The organism is Micromonospora sp. CNZ285, assembly GCF_004637285.1.
The window spans coordinates 2,851,332-2,871,238 of the sequence record NZ_SPQD01000001.1 but is presented as its reverse complement, the minus strand read 5'-3'; the positions used below and the strand labels follow the sequence as shown (position 1 = coordinate 2,871,238).

The window sequence follows — 19,907 nt, the reverse complement described above, 5'->3', positions numbered from 1 at the left end:
ACGCGACAGATCGCTGACGCCCTCGAGGATCGCTGTCACCCGTCGTCGCGGAGCCTCAAGATTCCCCTACGGATAAGCGGACAACGAACCGCACCCGGTAGTGCCACTTGGGCTCGCCGTCGGGCGGTTCGGCGAGAGGGCTGGTGCGGCGCAGCATGACCACGCGGGTGTCATGGCGGATGCTGGCCCGCACAGCGCGGCGGCGCGCCGCGCGGTCCAAGGGGGCGGCGGCGACGGTCGCGAGGGGTTGGGCCTGGATACGCCAGAAGGCATAGGCGACAGCGGCGCAGGCCCGCATCGCGGTCGTGGTCTCGTCAATACAGAACCGGCCGTCGGGCGCCGGTTCCCAGTCGCGGTCGTCCCCGTCGAGGACCGGCAGGTCGGGGCGGGGGTCAACGGGCCGGCCGATGGGGATCTCGGTGAAGTCGGTCAGCACATAGGGGCCGAATTGGCGGGCGAGGTCGGGCCGGTCAGCGAGCTGCGCACGACGGCGCACCGCCGCCGGGTCGTGCGCGTCGTGGTGGTCGGCCCAGCCGGCGATGGCCCAGAACGACCGACCGCTGCTGGTGTTGGTGGTGCGGGCCCAGGTGATCGCCCCGATCGAGGACACCTCGCCGCGGAGGTTGCGGTGGTAGATCGGTTCGGGAAGGAACAGCACCCCGCCGTCGTCGGGGGCGACGTCGGCGGGAAGCACCTCGCCGGTCAGGTCGAGGGCCGCCGCGGCGGCGGCGATGATCGCGGTCATCGCGGGGGCGATGACATACGGCTCGCCGAATCGCCACGGGTTGGCGGTAATGGCATGGACCGCGGTGAGGACCTTCGCCATGCCCGCCGAACTGGGGCTGGGGTGGTCGGCGAGACGGCTGCCGAAGAACGCCCGCAGGTACTGCGCCGCGAGCGGGCTGCGGTGATAGTCGACCATGCGGGCGCGCAGGTCCACGGCGGTGCGGGCGTAACCGGCGAGAGTGTCGTTCGGTAGGAAGTTCACTAGTTTTGCCTCCAGGGTGTGTGCTCAGGCGGCCAGCGCCGCCACGGGTAGACGCCGGTCAAGCCGGGATTCCGGCGGCACCGCGCCCGGTACGGATGCGGGCCGCATCACGGGTGCCGGCGAGTGGGCCGGGGTGAACCAGCCGGTCATGCGACGCGGCACGGCGGGAACTGGGGCGCGTCCGCGTGCGGCCCCGGCCGGACGCGGCGAAGGCGGCGAGGCGAAGGTGGTGGCGGCGCGGCGGGCGCGTTGTTCGGCCCGGCGGGCGGTGCGCAGCGCCCAGCAAGGGCCGTACTGCCCGCGGCACTGCAGGTTCGTGCAGGCGCCGTCGGGTCCCGGTTGGTGGGCGGCGGCGACGTCGACCGCGAGCCCCCAAAGAAGCCTGTCGGTGACGTCCACCGGTACAGAGGTGCGGTCGCTGAGATGCCGACTGCGGTCCTCGGAGTATGCGGGGTGTGCCATGGTGGGTGGCCCTTCGGTCGGCGGAACGCGGGCTTGCGCGGTCGCCGCCCAACTCGCGTCGGGTTCGGTGGGGATGCTGATCTCCGGACCGCGGACAACGACCAGCGCAGATCGACGCTCATCTCTTGATGAAGGTCAAGTCGTGTCGGATGGGGCGGAACGTTGCCCTGCCCAGCACGGCAGCGTGGGGTCGCTGCTCAGGTGGTCTACCCGGGGTCGAGGCGTACGCGGGTGGGACCGACGGTGATGAGCGGACTGCGGAAGACGCCACGCCAGGAGCGGCCGTTGTTGCGCCGGGTAGACGCGACCGGTGCCGGTGTCGCGCAGCACTACATACAGCTCGCCCGGAGGCAGCTTCCAGCCCACGCCGACGACGGTGACGAGGACGTCCGGATGCAGCGGCGCCTCGTGGGTCACGTATGAAGAAGCAGGGCCGGGGGATGGAAGCAGGCACAGTGAAAGACCTGCGCACGCAGACGGGTGCGAGGATCCTATGGCCGTTACGGGTCTCGAGAACTGACCGAAGTATCAGTTGACGGTTGCTTGCTGTATTGCCACCAGACGGACTTCGGCTGTACCAGACGTTCTCGGCTGCGGGACCGGCGTTGACGCGGGCCTCCGCTCCCGACTTCAGAAGTGCCGGTTCCAGCGGTCAACGAAGTAATAGATCATTACGCCGACGATCGAGATCCCCTGCAGTGCCGCGACGATGCCTACCACGACGGCCAACAGGGTCTGGATGGGCTGGGGCAACGCGTCGAAGAGGTCATCACCGACGTACATGCACGGCACAAGCACAAGCAGAACGACGAGCAACTGGATGATGACAACTAGGCCTGGCCGACCGTGCCCGTGGAACTCGTCTCCCCCGCTCGGATGCTCAAGTGCGGCCGCATCCTGCGGATCGACTACGTACTCCGCACCAGCGTCGTCGATCACCGTAACCGAGCTGTGGAAAGTGCCGTAGTCGGCGGCGAGGGCCTTGCCGAGGCGGTGACGGGCGCGGTGGACGTGGACCCGCGCGGTGGCATGGGCACAACCGAGGTATGTGGCAATCTCCTCGTCATCCCAATCCAGGATCAGCTTGAGGTAGGCGGCGACGCGTTGCTTATCGGGCAGCAAAGCCGTCTGGGCGAGCACGTCGTGAACCGTTAAGCGGTCGCTGCCGTCGTCTCCGTACAGCCACGGCATGCCGGGCGCGCCGATTCCTGAGGCCGCCGCCATCAGTTTCTTGCGCCTCACAAGCTTGACATGTTCCTTCGCCACCTTGCGTGAGGTCGTGCTGAAGAGCCAACCCGCCGTGTTCTCGATTAGCTCGTCGGTGCCCAAAAGGTCTATGAAGGCTTCCTGCACAATGGCTTCGACGTCTACATCGATGCTGGACATCCGACGACGAGAGGCCTGGCTCCCGGCAAATCGGACGAGCGGTTGCCAGTACGTGCCGAACAGTAGAACGAATAGATCGCGCTGCTCCGGAGCGAGCCCGAGGTCCTCGATCCGACCGTGCCACCGGACGGGCTCGGCTACGACTCGGTGGGACCCCGTGTCGTCACTGGCCACCCGGCACCTCCTTGCCTGCGGTCTGCGCACGCCAGCGGTCACCGAAATCTTCAACCGCGATGGAGATCCCGGGCGGCGCGCCAGCGGCCGCTGCGACCAGCTTGGCCCGTGCGGTGTAGACCATGTAGTACACGCTCGCGGTGGTCAAGGCAGTCACGGCCTGCAGGCCAATGCAGACAGCGACGTAGATAAGCGGCTCGGGCATCGCGGGATCCTCCATGCGGTTGGCTCGGTGCGTGGCACACCCTTCTGTGGCCACCGACGACTGAGCTGTTTACTGGCGTCCCCGAGTTCCTCCCCAACCCGTTCGGTCTGCCGCCAAGAGCGCAAATCGTCGCCCGATCGGCGGTATCAACCCGGACGCGATGCCCGGCTTAGGGTCCCGGCTGCGGTACGCGGTCAGCGGCGGCGTAGGTCCCGCAGGCGGGTACCTGGCGGCGGTCCGGTGTAGCCGGTGCCGGCGGTGGCACCGTAGACGCTGGCTCCGTTCCGTTTGGCCTGGTACATGGCGGTGTCGGCCTGGTGCAGCAGGGTGCGCGGGCCGACGCCGAGGGCGGCGGTGGCGTATCCGACGCTGGCACGCACGGCCAGCGCATGGTCGCCGAGGTCGACGGGGTGGCGGCCGACTGCCCGCCAGGCGGCGCGGGCGGCGGCGGCGACGTCGTCGGGGCCGCCGTCGACCAGCAGGGCGAACTCGTCGCCGGACAGGCGCGCGGCGAGGCGCACCGGTCCTCGCAGGGCGGTCAGCCGCCGGCCGACCTGGGTGAGGACGTCGTTGCCGGCCTCGTGGCCGAAGGTGTCGTTGACGGCTTTGAAGCCGTCGAGGTCGAGCAGGACGAGCCCGAACGGGGCATCGGCGCGTGTGGCGCGGGTGAGGGCGGCGAGCAGGGCCCGCCGATTCGGTAGGCCGGTGGTGTCGTCGTGGTCGGCGGCGTAGCGGGCGCGGGTCAGCGCCTGATGTTGGCGCCACAGCAGCGCTGCGGCGAGGGCGAGACCGGCGAGGACTCCACCGGCGGCGGTGACGATCGAGGTCAGGATGGGAGACACTTCGGACGCTCCTTCTGGAGTAAGGAGCACCGGGGGCGGGCGTGGTTCCGGGAAGTTCGACGCCCGCCTCCGGGCTACCGGCAGGGCGGGGTCGTTCAGGCGCTGGGGTCGGCGAGGGCGAACGTGGCGGGTTTCTCGGCGACCAGGACTACCCGCCCGGTTGCGACGAGCTTCACGGCGGCGTTGTGAACGGCGCCCGCGCTGGCCTTCTTCGCGCCGGTTCCCTCGTTGGCCCGGTCGACCAGCTTGCACAGCTCGCTGACCTTGTACTGCCGGCCGGGGTTGGCCTCGAGGACGTCGAGGATCGCGGCGCGCAGGGTGCCCGATGCCCGCCGGGTAAGGGCTTGCGCCGCCTCGCCCGTCGCCTGCGTGGTCGGCGGCGCGGCCGGTGCTTCCGTGAAGGGTTCACCCGTGTTGCTGTCAGTGGCCGTGCCGGCAGGCAGACCGTCTGGTAAGGCCGGTTCGGTGTCCGCATCGTTCGCTGCGGACGTCGCTCCGGTGGCCTGGCCGATGCTGTCGGCCGCGATTGGCACCTCGAGCTCGGCAGTCGAGCGGGCGTTGTCGTCGCCGTGCTCGGTGTCGGTGCCCTCGGCCTCAGCTGCCGCCTCGGCATCACCAGGAGCCGGCGATGCCGACTCCTGGGGGGCGTCCGGCTGCCCGTCGGCGGCAACCTCAACGGCTGGCCGATCGTCGCCGTCTTTGTCGTCAGCCTCCCCAGTGCCCTGCCTGTCGTCGCCGCTTGGCGCGTGATCGACGGAGGCACCGGGTGTGTAGGTGCCGCGGGTAGCGGGCTCCGCTGCGGGCTGACCGTGGTCGCCCTGTTCGGTATGCGCGCGGCCGGCGTCGGTCAGCCGCCACAGGGTGGGTCCGGTGTCGCTTCGCGTGGGCTCAGCCAGTCCCGCGCTCTCTAGGGTGCGCAGTTTCGGGGTGGTGGTGGAGTAGCCGAGGCCGGCCTCGGTGGCGATGGCAGCGGCGGCCGCTTCGCCGAGCCGGTGCAGCGCGGCGAGGACCTGCACGACGCTGGGCGCCAGTGGCGCTGGCACGGGCGTATCGGTGGTCGTACTCGTAGGGGTGCTGGTCATGGGCGCATGGCCCCCTTTCTCCTGCCGCCGGCAGGGGTCGGTGAGTGAGGCGCGCGCACTGATGCACGCTCCGGATCGGGTATGGATCAAGTCGTCTGCCCGAGATGTGGGACTCCGCCGGGCGGCGCACAGGGGCGCCGCCCGGGGATCGCACGCCAGGCGGCACGGCGACCGGGGTCAGTGGGCGGCGTGGTAGGCGTCGCGCACCGCGGCGGGGATGACGCCCCCGGTTCGTGGCCGGGGCAGGTTCAGTTCCTGCCAGTTGACCGTCCACCACCAGGTGCGGATCTCCTGGCTCTGGACGCGGCCGGTCGCGGTGCCGCGCTGGCGCCGCGCTGCCCGGGGCTGTTTCGGCAGGCGCCGCCCGGCCATGAGGAAAGGGCCGAACGCCGCGGCCATCCGGTCGAAGTTGCCGGCGGACAGGTCGATCTCGTAGGTGATGCCGTTGAAGGCGAACTGGTGGGTGGCGACGTCGTCGGTGGAGCCGTCAAGGTCGTCGACGAGAATCGCGGTGATCTTGGTGGCCATCGGGGCCACCTCCTTTCCTCTCAGGTGGGTTACCGGACGGGTCGGTGACTGCCGAGGCCGAGCTGCCGGCCGATGACGGGCCCGCGACGCACGGCGGCGACGGCGGCGGGCAGGTGTCGGCGTTGCCAGCCGTGCAGGGCGGCGGCGAGGTCAGCGCCGTACTTGCGGTGCTGGGCGAGGGCGGCGGCGAGCCCGGCAGCCTGCTCGATGCCGTTGTTGGCGCCGCGCGCGGTGTGCGGGCGCACGGGGGCGAGGGCGTCACCGAGCAGGACGGCATGACCGGCGCCGACCGGCCACACCATCCGCTTTGGTGGGGTGATGTCGAGGACCGGTACCGCCATCCGGGTGGTGGTGGCGTGCACGACGGCAGCGTGGCCGGCCGGGAGGAGCAGGCCCGCGCGGGTGTCGACGTGGGCACGGGCGGCGGGGCTGACGTGCCGGGGCAGGGCGAAGACCCGGCGGGTGGGGTCGGCGCCGAACCGCTGGGCGTACTCGGCGCGGGTGCAGTCGAGGTAGAAGGTCCAGTCGCAGCCGCCGGGTACCGGGGCGAGGTTGAACTGCACGCCCGGGCAGGGCTGCAATCGCAGGAAGTCCCGCAGCCCGGGCTGCGGGGTGATGCCGGCGATGCCGCGGTGGGCGACGTAGCCGGCGTAGCGCAGGGCCCGGTCGGGATCCAGCAGCCGGCGGCCGGTGGAGGACCGGCCGTCGGCGAACACGACCAGGTCGGCGGCGGCGGTGTGGCCATCGCGGAACCGCAGCACCGGCCGACCGGTCTGCTCGGCCAGGGCGGTGACCGTCATGCCGGTGTGCAGGACACCGGCGGGTAGGCGGCGGGTCAGCGCCTGGTGCAGCAGCGTCCAGGTGGTGTTCCGCCCCGGGTAGGTGCGCCGGATCGTCTCGGCCGGCCGGCGGTCGCGGACGGTCATCTGGACGATGGCCTCGGAGTCGTGGGCGACGAACTCGTGCTGGCCGATGCCGAGGCGGTCGAGCACGTCGAGGGCGGGGTGTTCCAGGCCGATGAGGCCGCCGCCCAGAGGCGCGGACGCCGGCGCGGCCTCGAAGACGGTGACGTCGTCGAATCCGGCGTGCAGCAACAGCAGCGCGGTGACCGGGCCGGTGATACTGCCGCCGATGACGGCGATGGTGGGCTGCCGGCCGGAGGACGGCCTGGTGGCGGATGTCATGAGCGGGCTTCCCTTCTGGGGTGCGGAAACCCGGGCACGGCCGTGCCCGGGTGCGCGCGAGTGCGCGGGGTGGCCGGGCATCGGCCAGGTGGTGCCAGTGAGAAGGCGGGTCAGCGGCGGTGGACCGCGGACACACAGGCCAGCTGCCTTGACGCGGCGGGCGGATGGAGGCTCGGAAGGCGCGGCGCCGGGCTGCGTCCGCTGGTGCGCGAGGTGCGACCGGGCGGGCAGCGCCGGGAAGGTGTGGCCTTGCCCGGTTACCGGCCGGGCGTGGTGAACGGAGGCGGCACGGGAAGGATCCGCCGGGCCCGCTGCAGCACCTCGTCGGCGACCGGGATCAGCGGTGTCGCGTCCGGGGGCGTGGCCGGCGTAGTCCGGTGCCAGCTACTACCGGGGCTGCTCGCGATGATCGTCCAGGTGAACAGCGGGGTGAGGACCTCGGCGACCGCCGTGCTCTGCGTGGCGTAGCTGTCGCGGCAGACCCGCACCCGCAGGACGTACCCGTCGCAGTGGTGCACCCGGGTCAGCTCGTAGGTGCCGTGGCCGCCCTGGTGGAACACCTCGTCAACGATCACCGCGACCGGCCCTCCGGGTCGGTGGCGCGGGTCGTCGCCTCGGACGCGACACGGTTCCAGGGCCACTGGTAGGCGCCGATGGCGTAGCAGCGGTTGGCATCCGGGACGACCCGGTCGTGCTCGACCCAGCGGCTGTCCAGGCCGTCGTCGACCTCCCACTCGACGGCGACCTCGTCGCCGTCGAACCGCAGCCGGGGATGCTCGCCGGGCATGTCACCGGGGTAGAGGGCGTTGAGGTGGGCGGCCATGCGCTGCACCGCGAACCGAGGGAAGCGGCACAGCAGCCCCGTGCGGGTGAGGGTGGTGTAGCCGGTGGCGACCATGGCGCGGTAGGCGCCGCCGCCGACCACGTCGCATGTCACGGGCGCCGGGGTCCAGGTGGCAAGCGGTGGGCTGAGGTCGCCGCGGCTGCGGGAGACGCGGTAGCGGTCGCCTGTGGTCTCGCTCGCCGGGTCCGGGTGCAGCCCGAACCAGTGCATCCGGTGGTGGCGGGCGTAGCGGAGCAGGTCGAGCAGATCCCGCCGGCCATCGCAATGTTCGGTTTGCAGGGGCAGGAATCCGTGCCCGTCGTCGGCGGGGACCGGGTTGCCGGTGGCGCCGGTGGCGGTGTGGGTCCAGGTTTCGGCGCGGACGCGGTGGTCGGCGCCGTCGGCGTCGTACCAGCGGGGGATGCCGTTGGAGGACAACCAGTCACCGTCGGCGTCGTGCGACCAGATGAGCGAGGCCTGGTCCCGGACGCCGGCCCGGTACTGCTGCCGGATCCTGCGGTGCGTGCCGGTGGCGGCGGCGTGTGCGGCGAGCGGCAGGACGTCGTCGACGCGGAACCACAGTCGCTCGGACATGGCGAGGAAACCTCCTGACAGTGGAAGAGGGAAGGGCTGGCCGCTTCGCTGGCCGGCTTGCGGGTCGCCCCGGCCCGGGGCGCCAGGCGGTGCGCACGGGGCCGGCACCGGATCCGCCTGCTCTGGCCGGGCAGCTGAGAGAGGCGGCTGCAGAGCGTGCGTGTGCTGCAGAGCGCCGGCCCTCGGCGCGGGTGCAACGGGGGTGGAGCCGGTCAGGGCTGGCGCCGACCGCAGGGGATGGGTCGTGGTGCCCGACCGGTTCCGGTGCGGTGGTGCTACAGGGCGACGGCGAGCAGCCGCTGGTCGGACTCGACGGTGTCGAGGTACCGCATCGCCTGCTCGAGGTAGGTCACCCGGTGGGTGAGGGCATCGCTCGCGGGTGCGAGCTTGTGCCCGTCCGCCGTGAGCAGGGCGTCGCCGCACACGGCGGTGGTGGCGCTGTAGTGCTGGTAGGCCATTGGGCCTGCCTGGAACATCTCCAGCTCCCCCAGGGCGAGGTGGGCGGCGCCGTAGCTGGCCGCGTTGTGCATCCGCATCGCGTTGACGCGGGCCTGGTGGTGGAAGTCCGCCTCGGCCCGCTCGCGCGGGTAACGGGCGGGATCCGCCAGGTGGCGGGCCAGCAGGGTCGGCCACGGGGTGGCGGGCCGGGTGCCGTGCACGACCCGCTGCCACACCTCGTGGCGGATGCCGGCGCCGACGCCGGCGGCGTGACGCATGGCGGCGAGGTCGAGCAGCTTGACCGGCCCTCCGGCGCAGTACACCGGACGTCCCTTCCGCGGTGCGACCAGGTCGCGCCGCTGCCACAGCCACATGTTCGGGATGGCCCAGAAGCGGGGCTGCAGGGTGCCGGACACGCCGAAGTGCCGGTCGAGCTGGGTGGCGGTCAGGGCCTGTGACGGCAGGCCGTCGGGCAGGCAGACGATCATGGTGTGGATCGTCGGGGTCGGCGTGACCACCGGGCTGGTGGGCGCCGTGGTGCTGGCGGTGGTGGCCGCAGGGGCCGGCTTGCGGCCCGGGCGGGGCGTCACCGTCGGCACGCGGGTGCCGTAGCGGCTCAGCGGAGTCGCGGCACCGTTGGTTGTGGTCATTCGGGGTTCCTCCTCCGGTTGGGGCGGGCTGTTGGGCACGCGGAAGCGGCCGGCCCACCGGGTACATGGGTCGGCTCACGGGACGAACAGGGGATGGGTGCAGCGGAGTGGCTGCTGGTGGCGCGGGTGGTGCGGGTGGCGCGGTGCGGCCTCGGGGTCGCCGCGTGGCGCGGGCGCCGACCGGCCGTGAAGGCGGGTGGGCGGAGCGCACCGTGGGTGCGACGGTGGTTCCCGAGGTGGGACCGGGCCGGGTGGAGCGTTATGTGGGTGAAGGTGGTGTCGATGACGGTAGCGGCCGAGTCTGTCAGCGCTGGCCACCGCCGGATCGTCAGCAGTGCGGTTGACCTGGGCCGTCAGACGCTTGCCTGATTCTGCGACTGGTTGGCGGCGCGCTTGTGAGACTTCGCCCGCCTTACCACCGCTGTGCATGTGTGGTCAGCCGAAGCTGCACGCTTCACGACTCTCGTCGGGTGCGGAGCTCTCAGCTGCCCGCAGGCGGGATGTCTCCTGGCAACAGCAGCCGGAGTTGCTCGGATGTCGGTGCCGGTATGTCGGCGAGCCGCTCAGCTTGCCGTTCGATCATGGCGCCGAACAGCTTCCGTGCGCCTCGCCCATTGCCGAAGTCCGGTTCGTGGACGGCCTCGGTGAGCCGCTCCAGCAGGGCTGCGCTGGTCGCCTTCGTCAGGTCGTACCCGTGCTGGCCGGCCAGCCCGCAGACGATGGCGAGCAGTTCGTCGGGGGTGTAGTCGACGAACTCGATGGTCTTGGTGAATCGTGAAGCAAGGCCGGGGTTGGTGGCCAGGGACCCTTCCATCTCGGCGGCGTACCCGGCGACGATCACCACGACCTGGTCCCGGTAGTCCTCGATCAGTTTGACCAGAGTGTCGATTGCCTCCAAGCCGAGGTCTGAGCTGGTGCCGAACTGGCGGGCGAGCGTGTAGGCCTCGTCTACGAAGAGCACGCCGCCAAGCGCCCGCTCGAACACCGCGGAGGTTTTCAGGGCGGTGCTGCCCAGGTATTCACCCACCAGGTCGACCCGGGCCACCTCGACGACCTGCCCTTTCGACAATATGCCGAGCTGGGCGAGCAGCCGCCCGTAGATGCGCGCGACGGTCGTCTTCCCGGTCCCCGGCGGGCCGGCGAAGACGAGATGCCGACTGAGTGGCGGTACCGGCAGGTTGGCACGCCGCCGCTGCTCATTGACCCGGATCAGGTTGACCAGCGTTCGTACCTCCCGCTTGACCGCGGCCAGTCCGATCATGGCGTCCAGTTCCGCCAGCGCCGCATTGACACTGGTAGCGACGTCAGCATCGGCCGAGCGACCGCCGTCGGCGTGATCCGGATCGTCGTCACGGTCGATGCCGCCGGCCGAATCAGGCGGCTCATGCGAGTTCTCAGGCGGATGGAAAGCGCGTACCGACACGAGCGGCCGGTCAGCCCCCCGCACCGGTTCGCCGGCGATGCTGACGAACTCGCACCCGTCGACCAGCACCGGAGCGTCGGAATCCACCTGGACGCCGTCCCCGCCGCAGTCGCGCACCACTCCTGCCCGCATGTCCAGCCGGGACTGATCCCGCAGCACCAATGCTGACCCAGTCGTGCCGGTGACGGTGCAGCGGTCGAGGCGTACGCTGGCCTGACCGGCCCCGACCACACCGACAACGCCGCCGGAAACCGTCGCGTCAGTGAGGCTGATCGAGATCTTCTCGGCCCCGACCACGCCCGCTGGCGCATCCTCTACCCGCACCGTCGTCCCGGTGAGCCGGCCGGAGCCCCCAGCGGCTATCCCGCTTTGTGACGCACCCCGAACAGTGGCGCTCTCGATGCGGACGTCCGCATCAACGGCGCCATCGAGCACGATCCCACCCTCACCGCCGCTGACCGTCAGGTCGGTGAAGGTCGGGCCAACGCCCTGCACCCGTACGCCGTACCGGGCCGGGTTCTCGATCTGGACGTTTGTGTATCGGCCGGCCGCGGCCTGGATCAGCAGTGCGTCGTCCCGTGCATCCCGCAGCACCGCACCGTTGATCTCTGGTGTTGCTCCGTTGACCGCGGCGACAGCGGGTAGTCGGCTGGCGGTGACGCTGCAATCGGAGAACGTGCCCTGCGCGCCGTTGACGTAGATCCCATTGCGGTCAACCCGTTCAATGCGACAACGGCGGACGTCTGGCTCGGCGCCGCCGGAGACCTCGACGCCGCAACCTTCCAGGTCCGTCAGCTCGCAGTCCTCGACCACTCCACCGGCCGATCCGCTGAACTGCAGCCCGCTGCCCCGGCCGCCGGAGATCCGGCACCGGCGTACCGTCGGGCGGGAACGGCCACTCGCCACCACGGCTGTTTGCCGTACGCCGATGAAGTGGCTGTCTTCTACTGTGCCACGTCCGCCCTCGAACGCCTCAAAACCCTGGCCGACATTCTGGACGTGGCAGTGGCGCACGATCGGCTGGCTATCCCGCTTAGACAACACCGCGTATTCGTCGAAGTCTGACAACCGGCAGTGTTCGACGACGCCGTTCGAGTCGATGAAGGCCACGCCGCGGCGCATCCCATCGAGATGGCAGTTGCGCAGGTGGGCCGCACCCCGCTCGCTGAGCACAGCGTTGGCCGCCTGCCCGGTGACGGTGCACGAATCCAAGGTCAGAGTTGCACCGACTGCCGAGACGGTCGCTGGCGCGCCGGAATTCCACGTCCGCAACACCAGACCCTGGAGCGTGACTACCCCACTCTCACAGGAGACCACAGGTGCGGCGTCGCGGTTCTCCACAGTCACCCAGGCTGGTGCGGCTGCACGGATAGTGACGGCTTTCGCGCGCACGTCGACCTGCCCGTCGTAGCGGCCCGGCTCCACGATGATCAGCGCGCCGTGGGGGGCAGCCGCTACCGCTGGCCCGATCTCGCGGTACGCGTTCGGCCGGGTCAGCGACACGACAAGCGTCGGTACCCCCATCACCATCGCCTTCCCCCGCGTCAAGCCACCGCCATGTAGGGCGGTAGACACGCCGGAAGCATAGATCTCTCATGACACCGGCCGAGCCTCGCTGGGCGACGTCCTGTTCTCTGGCCAAGGCCCCGCAGCCGGTAGAGACCCGGGCGGACACGTGACGGTCGGCTTGGCGAGGGGCCTACCCCCAGACCCCTGACCTCGTTCAGAAGCCACCTATGAATCAGTGGAGGCCGCTGAAGTCATCCGCGGTGTCGGGGAAGCGGTGCGGGTTGGTGGCCGGGTTGTCCGGGCCATGGTCGGACGGCAGCTCGTGCAGCCAGCGGCGCAGGCCGGGGCTGGTGGTGAGAGTCCAGGCGGGTCCGGCGGGGTGTTCGCTGTGGATCCCGGTGGCGACCGGCATGGCGGTCGGCACCCCGGCGAGGGCATCGAGGAGGTGCTGCTCGCGGCGACGGCCGGGAACGCGGAGAAGCACCGGATATCGCGGCCCGTAGCCGGCGAGCTGCTCGTAGCCGCGCAGCTTGCGCAGCACCGTGGCGAGGGGTTCGGTGCCGTTGTCGTGTTCGAGGAAGAACCCGACCTCCCGGCCGCCGGCCGCCCACACGCCGTGCCCGTCGGGCTGGATACCGGAGCGGGCGAACACTGCGGTGGCGTGCTGTTCGGACCACCAGCGGGCCAACGTCGCGTTGTCGTCGCCGCGGGAGTAGGCGGCCAGGTCGATGAACAGCTGGTTGGTGCCTAGAAGGTGGCGCAGCTTACGGCTGCCGATGATGCGTTCGGTGCGCTCGACGCTGGAGCGGGGGGCGCGAACGTCGGCCCGGTTGGGGTCGTTGAACGCGCTCGGATAGACCACGACGCCGAGCGGGCCGAGGGTGTAGAGGTACTGGCCGCTGCCAGTGGTGACGTCGACGAACCGGCTGACCGCCTCCATCTGATGCAGCCGGGCCAGGCGAAGCCGGGCGGAGCGACGGGAGGGGAACAGGGCCGCTGCGATCTGGTCGGTGGACAGCACATAGTGCTCGGCGAGCCAGCGCAGCAGGTGATGGTCACGGGCGGTGAGGCGACGCAGCCGGTCGAGACGAGCCCGGCGAGACAACGCGCGGGCAGGCGACGATGAGGCCGACGACGAACGGGAACCGGAGGTGTTGGCAGGCACGGTGGACGCTCCAAGCGGAAGAGGGAGTCCCTCCGAGGGAGGGTGTCGGAGTTCGGCGGGACGCTCACCGCAGCGGGTGACCGCCGACGAGCGGCACTGACAGACGGGCACGGCCCGATCCGTCAGCGCCGCGTAGTGATCGGTGGTGAAGGGCTGCTGAAGCCCTCGCGGAAAGGGCTGACCTGGCTCGGCGACCGACGTCGACCGATCTGTCGATCTCACCCCGGGCCGCGGTTCACGCGTCGGCCGCCGGGCCGGCCTTGCTCCGGGACCGGCGGGTGTCGTCGGGTCGGGCCGAGAATCGGTCGACGAGCTGGTCGATCGCGCTGGTGTCCTGCGCCGGCACCGCCTCGGCGGCGGCCTGCCGGATTGCTGTCGCCTCGCCCACGACCGGCTTCGGCGGCCGGGTCTTGAGGGTGAACGCCGGCGTCTGCCGCCCGCCGACGATCAGGCGGCCGACGGCGGTGTAGGCGTCCAGGTGGGTCAGGTCGTGCTCGTCGAGCTCGGGCAGTGTGTGCCTCGCCAGGACGCGGGCGTCCTCCGGGGCGACGGAGAAGTACAGCTTGTTGCGGGCGTTGGCCGACGCCGCCGCGAGGAGGTCCTTCGGGAACTGGGCCAGGTCCTGGTGCGCGAGGACCATCGACAGCCGGTACTTGCGCGCCTCGGCCAGCATCGAGTCGAGACTGTTGGCGAGGGTCAGGTAGTTCTGACACTCGTCGATGATCAGGGTGGCGTCGCGGCGCTTGTCCGCGGGCACGGCGGCGCGGGCGGTCGCGGCCTGCCACACCTGCGCCAGCACGAGAGAGCCGAGCAGCTTGCTGGTGTCCTCACCCAGCTGGCCCTTCGGGATGCGCACCAGCAGAGCCCCACCGTCGAGGACCTCGCCCATGTCGAAGCTGGAGCGGGGGTAGCGCATCGTGCGCTTGACGAAGTCCCGCAGCAGAAACGCCCGCAACCGCGCGAGGACGGGCCCGATGACCTGGGAGCGCAGGGCCGGATTGAGCTGGTCGTACCACTGCCAGAACCCGGACAGGCCGGCCGGGTCGTCCAGGCCGACGGTCATCGCCGACCGGAACTGCGCCGAGTTGAGCAGGGGCGGGATGTGCTGGAGGGTGACGTTGGCGTGCCGCAGCAGGGTCAGGCAGGCCACCCGCATGACGTCGTCCATCCGCGGCCCCCACGCCTTGGCGAAGATGGTCCCGAAGATCGACACGAGGTTGTCCACGACCAGGTCCGGGTCGGTGCCGGACAGCGGGTTGAGGGTGGGCGGGTTGGGCTGGTCGGGGTCGAACAGCACCACCCGCCCGGCGACGCTCGCGGGGAGCCGGTCGAGGATGTCGAGGACCATGTCGCCGTGCGGGTCGATGACCACGGTGCCCCGCCCGGCGGTGATGTCGTCGACGGCCATGTTGACCAGCAGGGTGGTCTTCCCGGAGCCCGTCGATCCGACCACATGCAGGTGATACCTCGCATCGGCGACGGGCAGGGCCACCGAGTGGCCACCGACTTCGGCGTCGCCGAGGACCTTCGTGCCTCGGCCGCCGGTCGGTACCGCCACGGGGGCGGGCATGGACTTCGCCCGTGCCCGATCCAGCCCCGGCACGGCCAGATCCCGCGGCAGGGCGGCCAGCACGGCCAGCTCGGGGGTGCAGGCCAGGAACCCTGCTCCAAGCCGCCGTGCGGCCAGCACGGCTACCGGTCGCCCCATGCGCGCCCGCCGCGTGAGCCGGTTGCGGCCGGCGTACACGGCGAACGACGAGGCCACCGCGTCCGCGATGCCCTGCAACCTGGCCCGGGGCCGGGAGCCGCCGCGGCGGTTGTTCTTCGCGACGGCGTAGCGGACGCCGATCGTCCACAGCGGGTGATTGGTCTTGTCGAGGATCGCCCGCACGTCCCGCTCCACCCCGGGATCTCTCCGGGGCGCCGCACCCGCCGACCCGGCCCGACTTCGTGCGGAGGATCCCGCCTGGAAGACCTCGATGAGCCACAGCAGCGGCCCGGCGGGATTCCCGACCGGCACGGCGGTCTTGCCGTCACGCAGCCGGCCCGCCGCGCGGCGGGCCCGCGCACCCCGCCGCAGGGTGGCGGGGCGGGCGAGGACCTGTACGCAGGCGTACTCGTCCGGCTTGAGCTGCGACCCCGCGGACATCAGCGCCCGCAGCGGGTCGTTGTCGTGATCAATGCGCAACGGCAGCCACTCGGCGGCCGCCGGCAGCAGCTGCCCGCCGACGGCGGCCGGTACGTCCAGTGGGATCGGCGGTGACGCCTGGTCGTCGGTGGTGCAGGCGGTGCCGGGCCAGGCGGCCCGCACGGCGGCCTCGACCGCTCCGGCCGGCACGCTGCCGGGCACCCAGATGCTGATGAGGAGCTGCCGGCCGGTCCAGGTGTACTGCCACACCACGTGCGGGCTGCCGTACAGCAGCCGGCGCGGGCGCGACGGGGTGAGCGTGCCGTGCAGGTTCGCCCACAGCGCGGCGGCGCTGTGCGGGTCGACCTCCGGTGGTGGAGCGACCGTGACCAGGCGGGCCCGGTCAGCGTGGCGACGATGCCGCCACCCGTCGAGCAGGTGGCGCCCGGCGACGGACGCGACCAGCAGGGCGGCGGCGACTGCCAGGAGCCACGGCCGGTCTACCACCCATTCGGCGGTGTGCAGAACCCAGCGCGCGGGCGCGTTCGGCGGGAGGATGACACCGGCGTCCGGCCCGGAAGGACTGGGTGCCGGCGGCGGCGATGCGACAAGGGGCGGTGTCACAGGTCCTCCTCCCCGTCGTCGAGGTCGGCGAGGTCGGACGGTGTGGTGGTTGCGAGAAGATGTTCGGCTTGCGAGGAGATCGACTCGAACGCGGTCCGGTTTGTGCCGGAGATCAGCAGGCCGTGCCCGACCCGGGCCGACAGCAGCATCCGTCGTTCTCCGGCGGTCAGGCCGAAGGCGTCGGCGACCTGGTCGATGGCCTGCGGGGCCTGCTTGAGCAGCACTTGCGTGGCCGCGTTCGAGATGACGGCGTGGCCGAGGTCGGTGCCGAGCACGTCGGCGACGTCTTGGGTGATGACCGACAGGCCGGCGTTGCGCTTGCGGCCGGCCTTGCTCATCTTGAACAGGAACCGGGCGCCTTCCCCGTCGCGCATCAGCAGCCACGCCTCGTCCACCACGACCAGCCGCCGGCCCTCCGGGCGGGATCCTTCGGGGGACCGCCGCCGATATTGGGGTGGGAGGTCGACCTGGCGCCAGATCTCGTCCAGCGCGAGCAGGGTGCCGACGGTGCGCAGTTCGTCCGGCAGGTGCCGCAGGCTCCAGACCACGAGGTGCCCGTCCGGGCGGGTCGTGGTCGGTGAGTCGAACAGGTCGGAGAACGAGCCGGCCACCCACGGCGCGAGCCGGGCGGCCAACTCGTGGGCGGCCGGGTTGTCGTCGTCCCGCAGTGTCGCGGCCAGATCCTTCAGCAGGGGTGCGGGCCGGTGGTGGGTGGCCGGGTCGGCGGTGATGCCCGCCTGCCGGTACACCTGCAGGATCGCCCGGTCCAGGGCGGCGCGCTCGGCAGGCGGCGGCACCTGCCCCACCAGCACCGCGATGAGGGTGTGGAGGAACAGGCCGCGGCGGGTGAGCACGTCCGGGCGGCCGTCTCCGGCCGGCAGATCCAGGGGGTTGATCTTCACGCCGGGTGCGCCGAGCCGCACGATGGTGCCGCCGACCGCGTCGGCGAGGCGCAGGTATTCGTCCTCGGGGTCGACGACGGCGACCTGCACCCCCTGGTAGAGCTGGCGGAGGATGTCGAGTTTGACGAAGTAGGACTTGCCGGCGCCGGAGCGGGCCAGGATCACGCTGTTGTGGTTCTCCTGCGCCCACCGGTCCCACCAGACGATGCCCTGGGAGTCCGGGTTGACCCCGTACAGCACCCCGCCGGTGGTGGCCGGGTCGCCGGGCAGCGGCGCGGGCAGGTCCGCCGACGCGAGCGGGAACGCGGCCGCCAGGGCTTGGGTGTCCATGGTGCGGCGCATCTGCAGGCTGTCGGTGGCAAGCGGCAGGGTGGTGGTCCAGCCGGGAAGGTGCCGCCACGTCGCGGGCTGCACCTCGATCAGGGTGGACGCGGCGGCGGCCTTCACCTGCGCGCACGCGTCGAGGAGTTCGGCTTCGGTGCGGGCGTGCACGGTCAGGTACAGGCCGACGCGGAACAGCTTCGCCGCCCCGCGGGCGAGGCGTTCGGCGAGGTCGGCGGCGTCGTCGGCGGCGGCCTCCACGTACGGGTCGGGCAACTTCCCTTTCTCGGCATCGGCCCGCCGGGACGACTCGAACCGGGCTCGCTGGTTGCGCAGCCGGGACGCCGCCACCGGGGCGGGGATCGGGTCGATGTGCAACGCGAGGTCGAGGCGGCCCGGCCAGGACAGCAGCGGCTCCAGCCACGCCGGCCCGACCTCGGCCGGATACCCGGTCACCACCAGCGTGGCGGCGTAGCCGTCCCCGACTCGCAGGAACCGGGGCGTGACCTCCACCGAAGCCGGTGCCACCGTCGCCGCCAGTCCTGCGGACGGCGGGCTGGCGCTGGGGTTGTCGTCGTTCGGGGCGCGTCGGCGCCTGACGAAGATCACGATGTCCTCCTGGTGCGTGGCCTCCTGACCGGAGGTCCGGTGATGGTGGTGTGGGGGGCGGCGAGTCCGCCGGGGCGGGGCGGCCGGTACGGGTCGGCGGCGGCGGCCAGGGCGGCGGTCGTCGCGTGGCCGTCGAGGGCGCGGGTGGTGACGCCCAGCCCGGACAGCGACCGGACCGTCTGGTCGGCGCGGCGCCGAGCGGCGTGCTCGCTGCGCTCGCCGCTGGTGGTGCGGGTGACGATGAGGATCTGCCGGCGCAGTGGGTCCCGCCGTTCGGCGAGGTCGTCGAGGAATCGGGCGTGGTCGGCCGCCGCGTCCGCGAGAGCCGGGTGCGGCATGGCGTCCGCCGCCTGGGCGAGGATGCGGGCGGCGGAGTGCAGGTCGACCGGCTGCGCCGACACCACGATCTGCGTCGGCGTCGACAGCGAGTTCAACCAGCGGCCGAAGGTGCTGACCAGGGCGGCCTGCTCGTCGGCGGTACGCAAAGCGAGGTTGACGCTGGTCGCCGCGACCATCGCCGCCTTCACCGCGCCGAGGCTGATCTCCCCGTGGTCGTCGATGGCGTCGGCGGGCAGGTTCAGCGGGGCCGGCAGCATCACCTTCGACGCCGGGGCCTGCACCCAGTCGGGTGTTTTCGCGGTGGTGTCGGTGGTGGACAGAGCGCGTGGTGCCCGGGAGTGGCGTACCGCGGAGGCCAGCCACATGTCCATGGGCAGTCCGTCGCGGCGGCCGACAGCGAGGCCGAACACCAGGCCGCCGAGGACGACCGCGGCGCCGAGTAGCACCGGTGCGGGCACGATCGCGTGGAGGGCGCGCCAGGCGCCGTAAAAGATGACGGCGGCGACGGCGAGGATCGCGAGTTGCCGGAATGTCAGCCCGTAGAGCACCTTGTCCGGCGCGTCCACGTCGGCGGGCATGCGGGCGGTGGCGGCCTGTTCGTCGCGGTGGTCGCGGTTCATCGGCGCACCGCCCCGACGCCGGGGATGCGCAGCCCGCGGGTGAGTTGCTGGACCACGACGACCCGCATGACCGCGCCGACCGGGTTGCCGCCGTGCCCGCCTGCGCCGCTGGTGGCGTAGCGGCGCATCAACCCCGGCACCTTGACTGTGGTCCACAGCAGGACCATCACGACGAACAGGTTGAGCACTCCGCCCGGTTCGGCCGGCAGGCCCAGCAGCGGCAGCATGGCGCTGGTGTCCAGCAGCATCCACTGGCCGGCGAACAGCACGAACGCCTGCACCACCGGGATCGCCAGCATGGCGACGTACGACCGCCACCACAGGCGGGCCACACCCTCTGTTTGGGGCAGGGCGTGGCAGGCCAGGGCGATCGGCGCGACCGCGGTGAGCACCAGCGCGAGCGCGAAGCGGACGATCACACTGCAAGCGGTGGCGGCGAGCAGGACAACGATGATCGCCAGGCAGACGACGAACAGCAGCCCGGCGCTCTGGTCCCGCGCGGCCATCAGGTGGGTCTTGACGGCGTCGAGGGCCCCGTCACCGTTGAAGTCTTGCGCGGTCAGGGCGGTGGTGAACGCGTTCGCGACCTCGATCAGCGTGCCGGCGATCAGCTGCGAGAAGTGGGCGGTGACGAACCCGACGACGCACCGCGGCAGGAGATCCTTCGCGGTGTAGCGGGCGCGTTCGTCACCGCCGGCGACCATGGTGAGAACGCCAGCGGTGACGAACGCCAGGACGAAGACGGTGTCGACGACCCAGACCGACCGTCCGGTGAGGGCCTGCACCTGCGGCAGGCTGGTGACGTCCGGGGTGATCAGCAGCGCGCGGGTGATCGCGGTGATGAGCCCGTTCAGGCAGTCCAGCAGCAGACCGGCGAACCAGTCGAGGATCTGGTTGAGCGCCCAGGCCAT

General features: G+C 71.5%; 17 protein-coding genes. All 17 read right to left on the bottom strand.

Annotation, left to right across the window (positions count from 1 at the left end):
• Positions 1–55: 55 nt before the first annotated feature.
• The 17 genes from CLT75_RS12875 to CLT75_RS12795 all read right to left on the bottom strand — a co-directional run bounded on the left by CLT75_RS12875 (position 56) and on the right by CLT75_RS12795 (position 19,907).
• A complete protein-coding gene (locus CLT75_RS12875) occupies positions 56–940 on the bottom strand; it encodes a hypothetical protein (RefSeq protein ID WP_486485159.1) in 885 nt (294 codons plus the stop codon).
• Positions 941–1,012: 72 nt separating this feature from the next.
• Complete coding sequence (locus CLT75_RS12870; protein WP_135240991.1) at positions 1,013–1,450, bottom strand: hypothetical protein; 438 nt, start codon at positions 1,448–1,450, stop codon at positions 1,013–1,015.
• A 630-nt stretch (positions 1,451–2,080) separates the two neighbouring features.
• Positions 2,081–3,010, bottom strand: coding sequence for an RNA polymerase sigma factor (locus CLT75_RS12865; RefSeq protein ID WP_135240990.1), 930 nt, complete (start codon positions 3,008–3,010; stop codon positions 2,081–2,083).
• On the bottom strand, positions 3,000–3,215 hold the full coding sequence (locus tag CLT75_RS12860; protein WP_135240989.1) for a hypothetical protein: 216 nt from the start codon (positions 3,213–3,215) through the stop codon (positions 3,000–3,002). Before CLT75_RS12860 ends, CLT75_RS12865 begins: the two co-directional genes overlap by 11 nt.
• A gap of 194 nt (positions 3,216–3,409) precedes the next feature.
• A complete protein-coding gene (locus CLT75_RS12855; protein WP_135240988.1) occupies positions 3,410–4,057 on the bottom strand; it encodes a GGDEF domain-containing protein in 648 nt (215 codons plus the stop codon).
• Positions 4,058–4,152: 95 nt separating this feature from the next.
• Positions 4,153–5,139, bottom strand: coding sequence for a MarR family transcriptional regulator (locus tag CLT75_RS12850; RefSeq protein ID WP_135240987.1), 987 nt, complete (start codon positions 5,137–5,139; stop codon positions 4,153–4,155).
• A gap of 177 nt (positions 5,140–5,316) precedes the next feature.
• Positions 5,317–5,667, bottom strand: coding sequence for a histone-like nucleoid-structuring protein Lsr2 (locus CLT75_RS12845; protein ID WP_135240986.1), 351 nt, complete (start codon positions 5,665–5,667; stop codon positions 5,317–5,319).
• A 29-nt stretch (positions 5,668–5,696) separates the two neighbouring features.
• On the bottom strand, positions 5,697–6,851 hold the full coding sequence (locus CLT75_RS12840; RefSeq protein ID WP_135240985.1) for an FAD-dependent monooxygenase: 1,155 nt from the start codon (positions 6,849–6,851) through the stop codon (positions 5,697–5,699).
• A gap of 257 nt (positions 6,852–7,108) precedes the next feature.
• Positions 7,109–7,426 carry a hypothetical protein gene (locus tag CLT75_RS12835; protein ID WP_135240984.1) on the bottom strand — a complete coding sequence of 106 codons (318 nt, stop codon included), beginning with the start codon at positions 7,424–7,426 and terminating at the stop codon, positions 7,109–7,111.
• Entirely contained in the window at positions 7,423–8,268 is an 846-nt protein-coding gene (locus tag CLT75_RS12830) for a hypothetical protein (protein ID WP_135240983.1), read from the bottom strand. The genes CLT75_RS12835 and CLT75_RS12830 overlap by 4 nt, the downstream gene beginning before the upstream one ends.
• Positions 8,269–8,543: 275 nt before the next feature.
• Positions 8,544–9,356, bottom strand: a complete 813-nt coding sequence (locus tag CLT75_RS12825) for a hypothetical protein (protein WP_209310323.1) — start codon at positions 9,354–9,356, stop codon at positions 8,544–8,546.
• A 481-nt stretch (positions 9,357–9,837) separates the two neighbouring features.
• On the bottom strand, positions 9,838–12,303 hold the full coding sequence (locus tag CLT75_RS12820) for a right-handed parallel beta-helix repeat-containing protein (protein WP_167796917.1): 2,466 nt from the start codon (positions 12,301–12,303) through the stop codon (positions 9,838–9,840).
• A 217-nt stretch (positions 12,304–12,520) separates the two neighbouring features.
• Positions 12,521–13,393, bottom strand: a complete 873-nt coding sequence (locus CLT75_RS12815) for a replication-relaxation family protein (RefSeq protein ID WP_135240981.1) — start codon at positions 13,391–13,393, stop codon at positions 12,521–12,523.
• A gap of 295 nt (positions 13,394–13,688) precedes the next feature.
• Positions 13,689–16,205, bottom strand: coding sequence for a helicase HerA domain-containing protein (locus CLT75_RS12810; protein WP_135240980.1), 2,517 nt, complete (start codon positions 16,203–16,205; stop codon positions 13,689–13,691).
• Positions 16,202–18,037 (bottom strand): TraG/VirB4 family ATPase, encoded by a 1,836-nt coding sequence (locus CLT75_RS12805; protein WP_135240979.1) that lies wholly within the window; start codon positions 18,035–18,037, stop codon positions 16,202–16,204. The genes CLT75_RS12810 and CLT75_RS12805 overlap by 4 nt, the downstream gene beginning before the upstream one ends.
• Positions 18,034–18,996, bottom strand: coding sequence for a PrgI family protein (locus CLT75_RS12800; protein WP_135240978.1), 963 nt, complete (start codon positions 18,994–18,996; stop codon positions 18,034–18,036). Before CLT75_RS12800 ends, CLT75_RS12805 begins: the two co-directional genes overlap by 4 nt.
• Positions 18,993–19,907, bottom strand: coding sequence for a TrbL/VirB6 family protein (locus tag CLT75_RS12795; protein ID WP_135240977.1), 915 nt, complete (start codon positions 19,905–19,907; stop codon positions 18,993–18,995). The genes CLT75_RS12800 and CLT75_RS12795 overlap by 4 nt, the downstream gene beginning before the upstream one ends.

What these genes read in the sequence shown, in the direction of transcription:
- CLT75_RS12870 (WP_135240991.1), bottom strand. Translation starts at nt 1,450, where the DNA reads ATGGCACACCCCGCATACTCCGAGGACCGCAGTCGGCATCTCAGCGAC.
- CLT75_RS12860 (WP_135240989.1), bottom strand. Translation starts at nt 3,215, where the DNA reads ATGCCCGAGCCGCTTATCTACGTCGCTGTCTGCATTGGCCTGCAGGCC.
- CLT75_RS12850 (WP_135240987.1), bottom strand. Translation starts at nt 5,139, where the DNA reads ATGACCAGCACCCCTACGAGTACGACCACCGATACGCCCGTGCCAGCG.
- CLT75_RS12845 (WP_135240986.1), bottom strand. Translation starts at nt 5,667, where the DNA reads ATGGCCACCAAGATCACCGCGATTCTCGTCGACGACCTTGACGGCTCC.
- CLT75_RS12840 (WP_135240985.1), bottom strand. Translation starts at nt 6,851, where the DNA reads ATGACATCCGCCACCAGGCCGTCCTCCGGCCGGCAGCCCACCATCGCC.
- CLT75_RS12830 (WP_135240983.1), bottom strand. Translation starts at nt 8,268, where the DNA reads ATGTCCGAGCGACTGTGGTTCCGCGTCGACGACGTCCTGCCGCTCGCC.
- CLT75_RS12825 (WP_209310323.1), bottom strand. Translation starts at nt 9,356, where the DNA reads ATGACCACAACCAACGGTGCCGCGACTCCGCTGAGCCGCTACGGCACC.
- CLT75_RS12820 (WP_167796917.1), bottom strand. Translation starts at nt 12,303, where the DNA reads ATGGGGGTACCGACGCTTGTCGTGTCGCTGACCCGGCCGAACGCGTAC.
- CLT75_RS12800 (WP_135240978.1), bottom strand. Translation starts at nt 18,996, where the DNA reads ATGAACCGCGACCACCGCGACGAACAGGCCGCCACCGCCCGCATGCCC.
- CLT75_RS12795 (WP_135240977.1), bottom strand. Translation starts at nt 19,907, where the DNA reads ATGGCCTGGGCGCTCAACCAGATCCTCGACTGGTTCGCCGGTCTGCTG.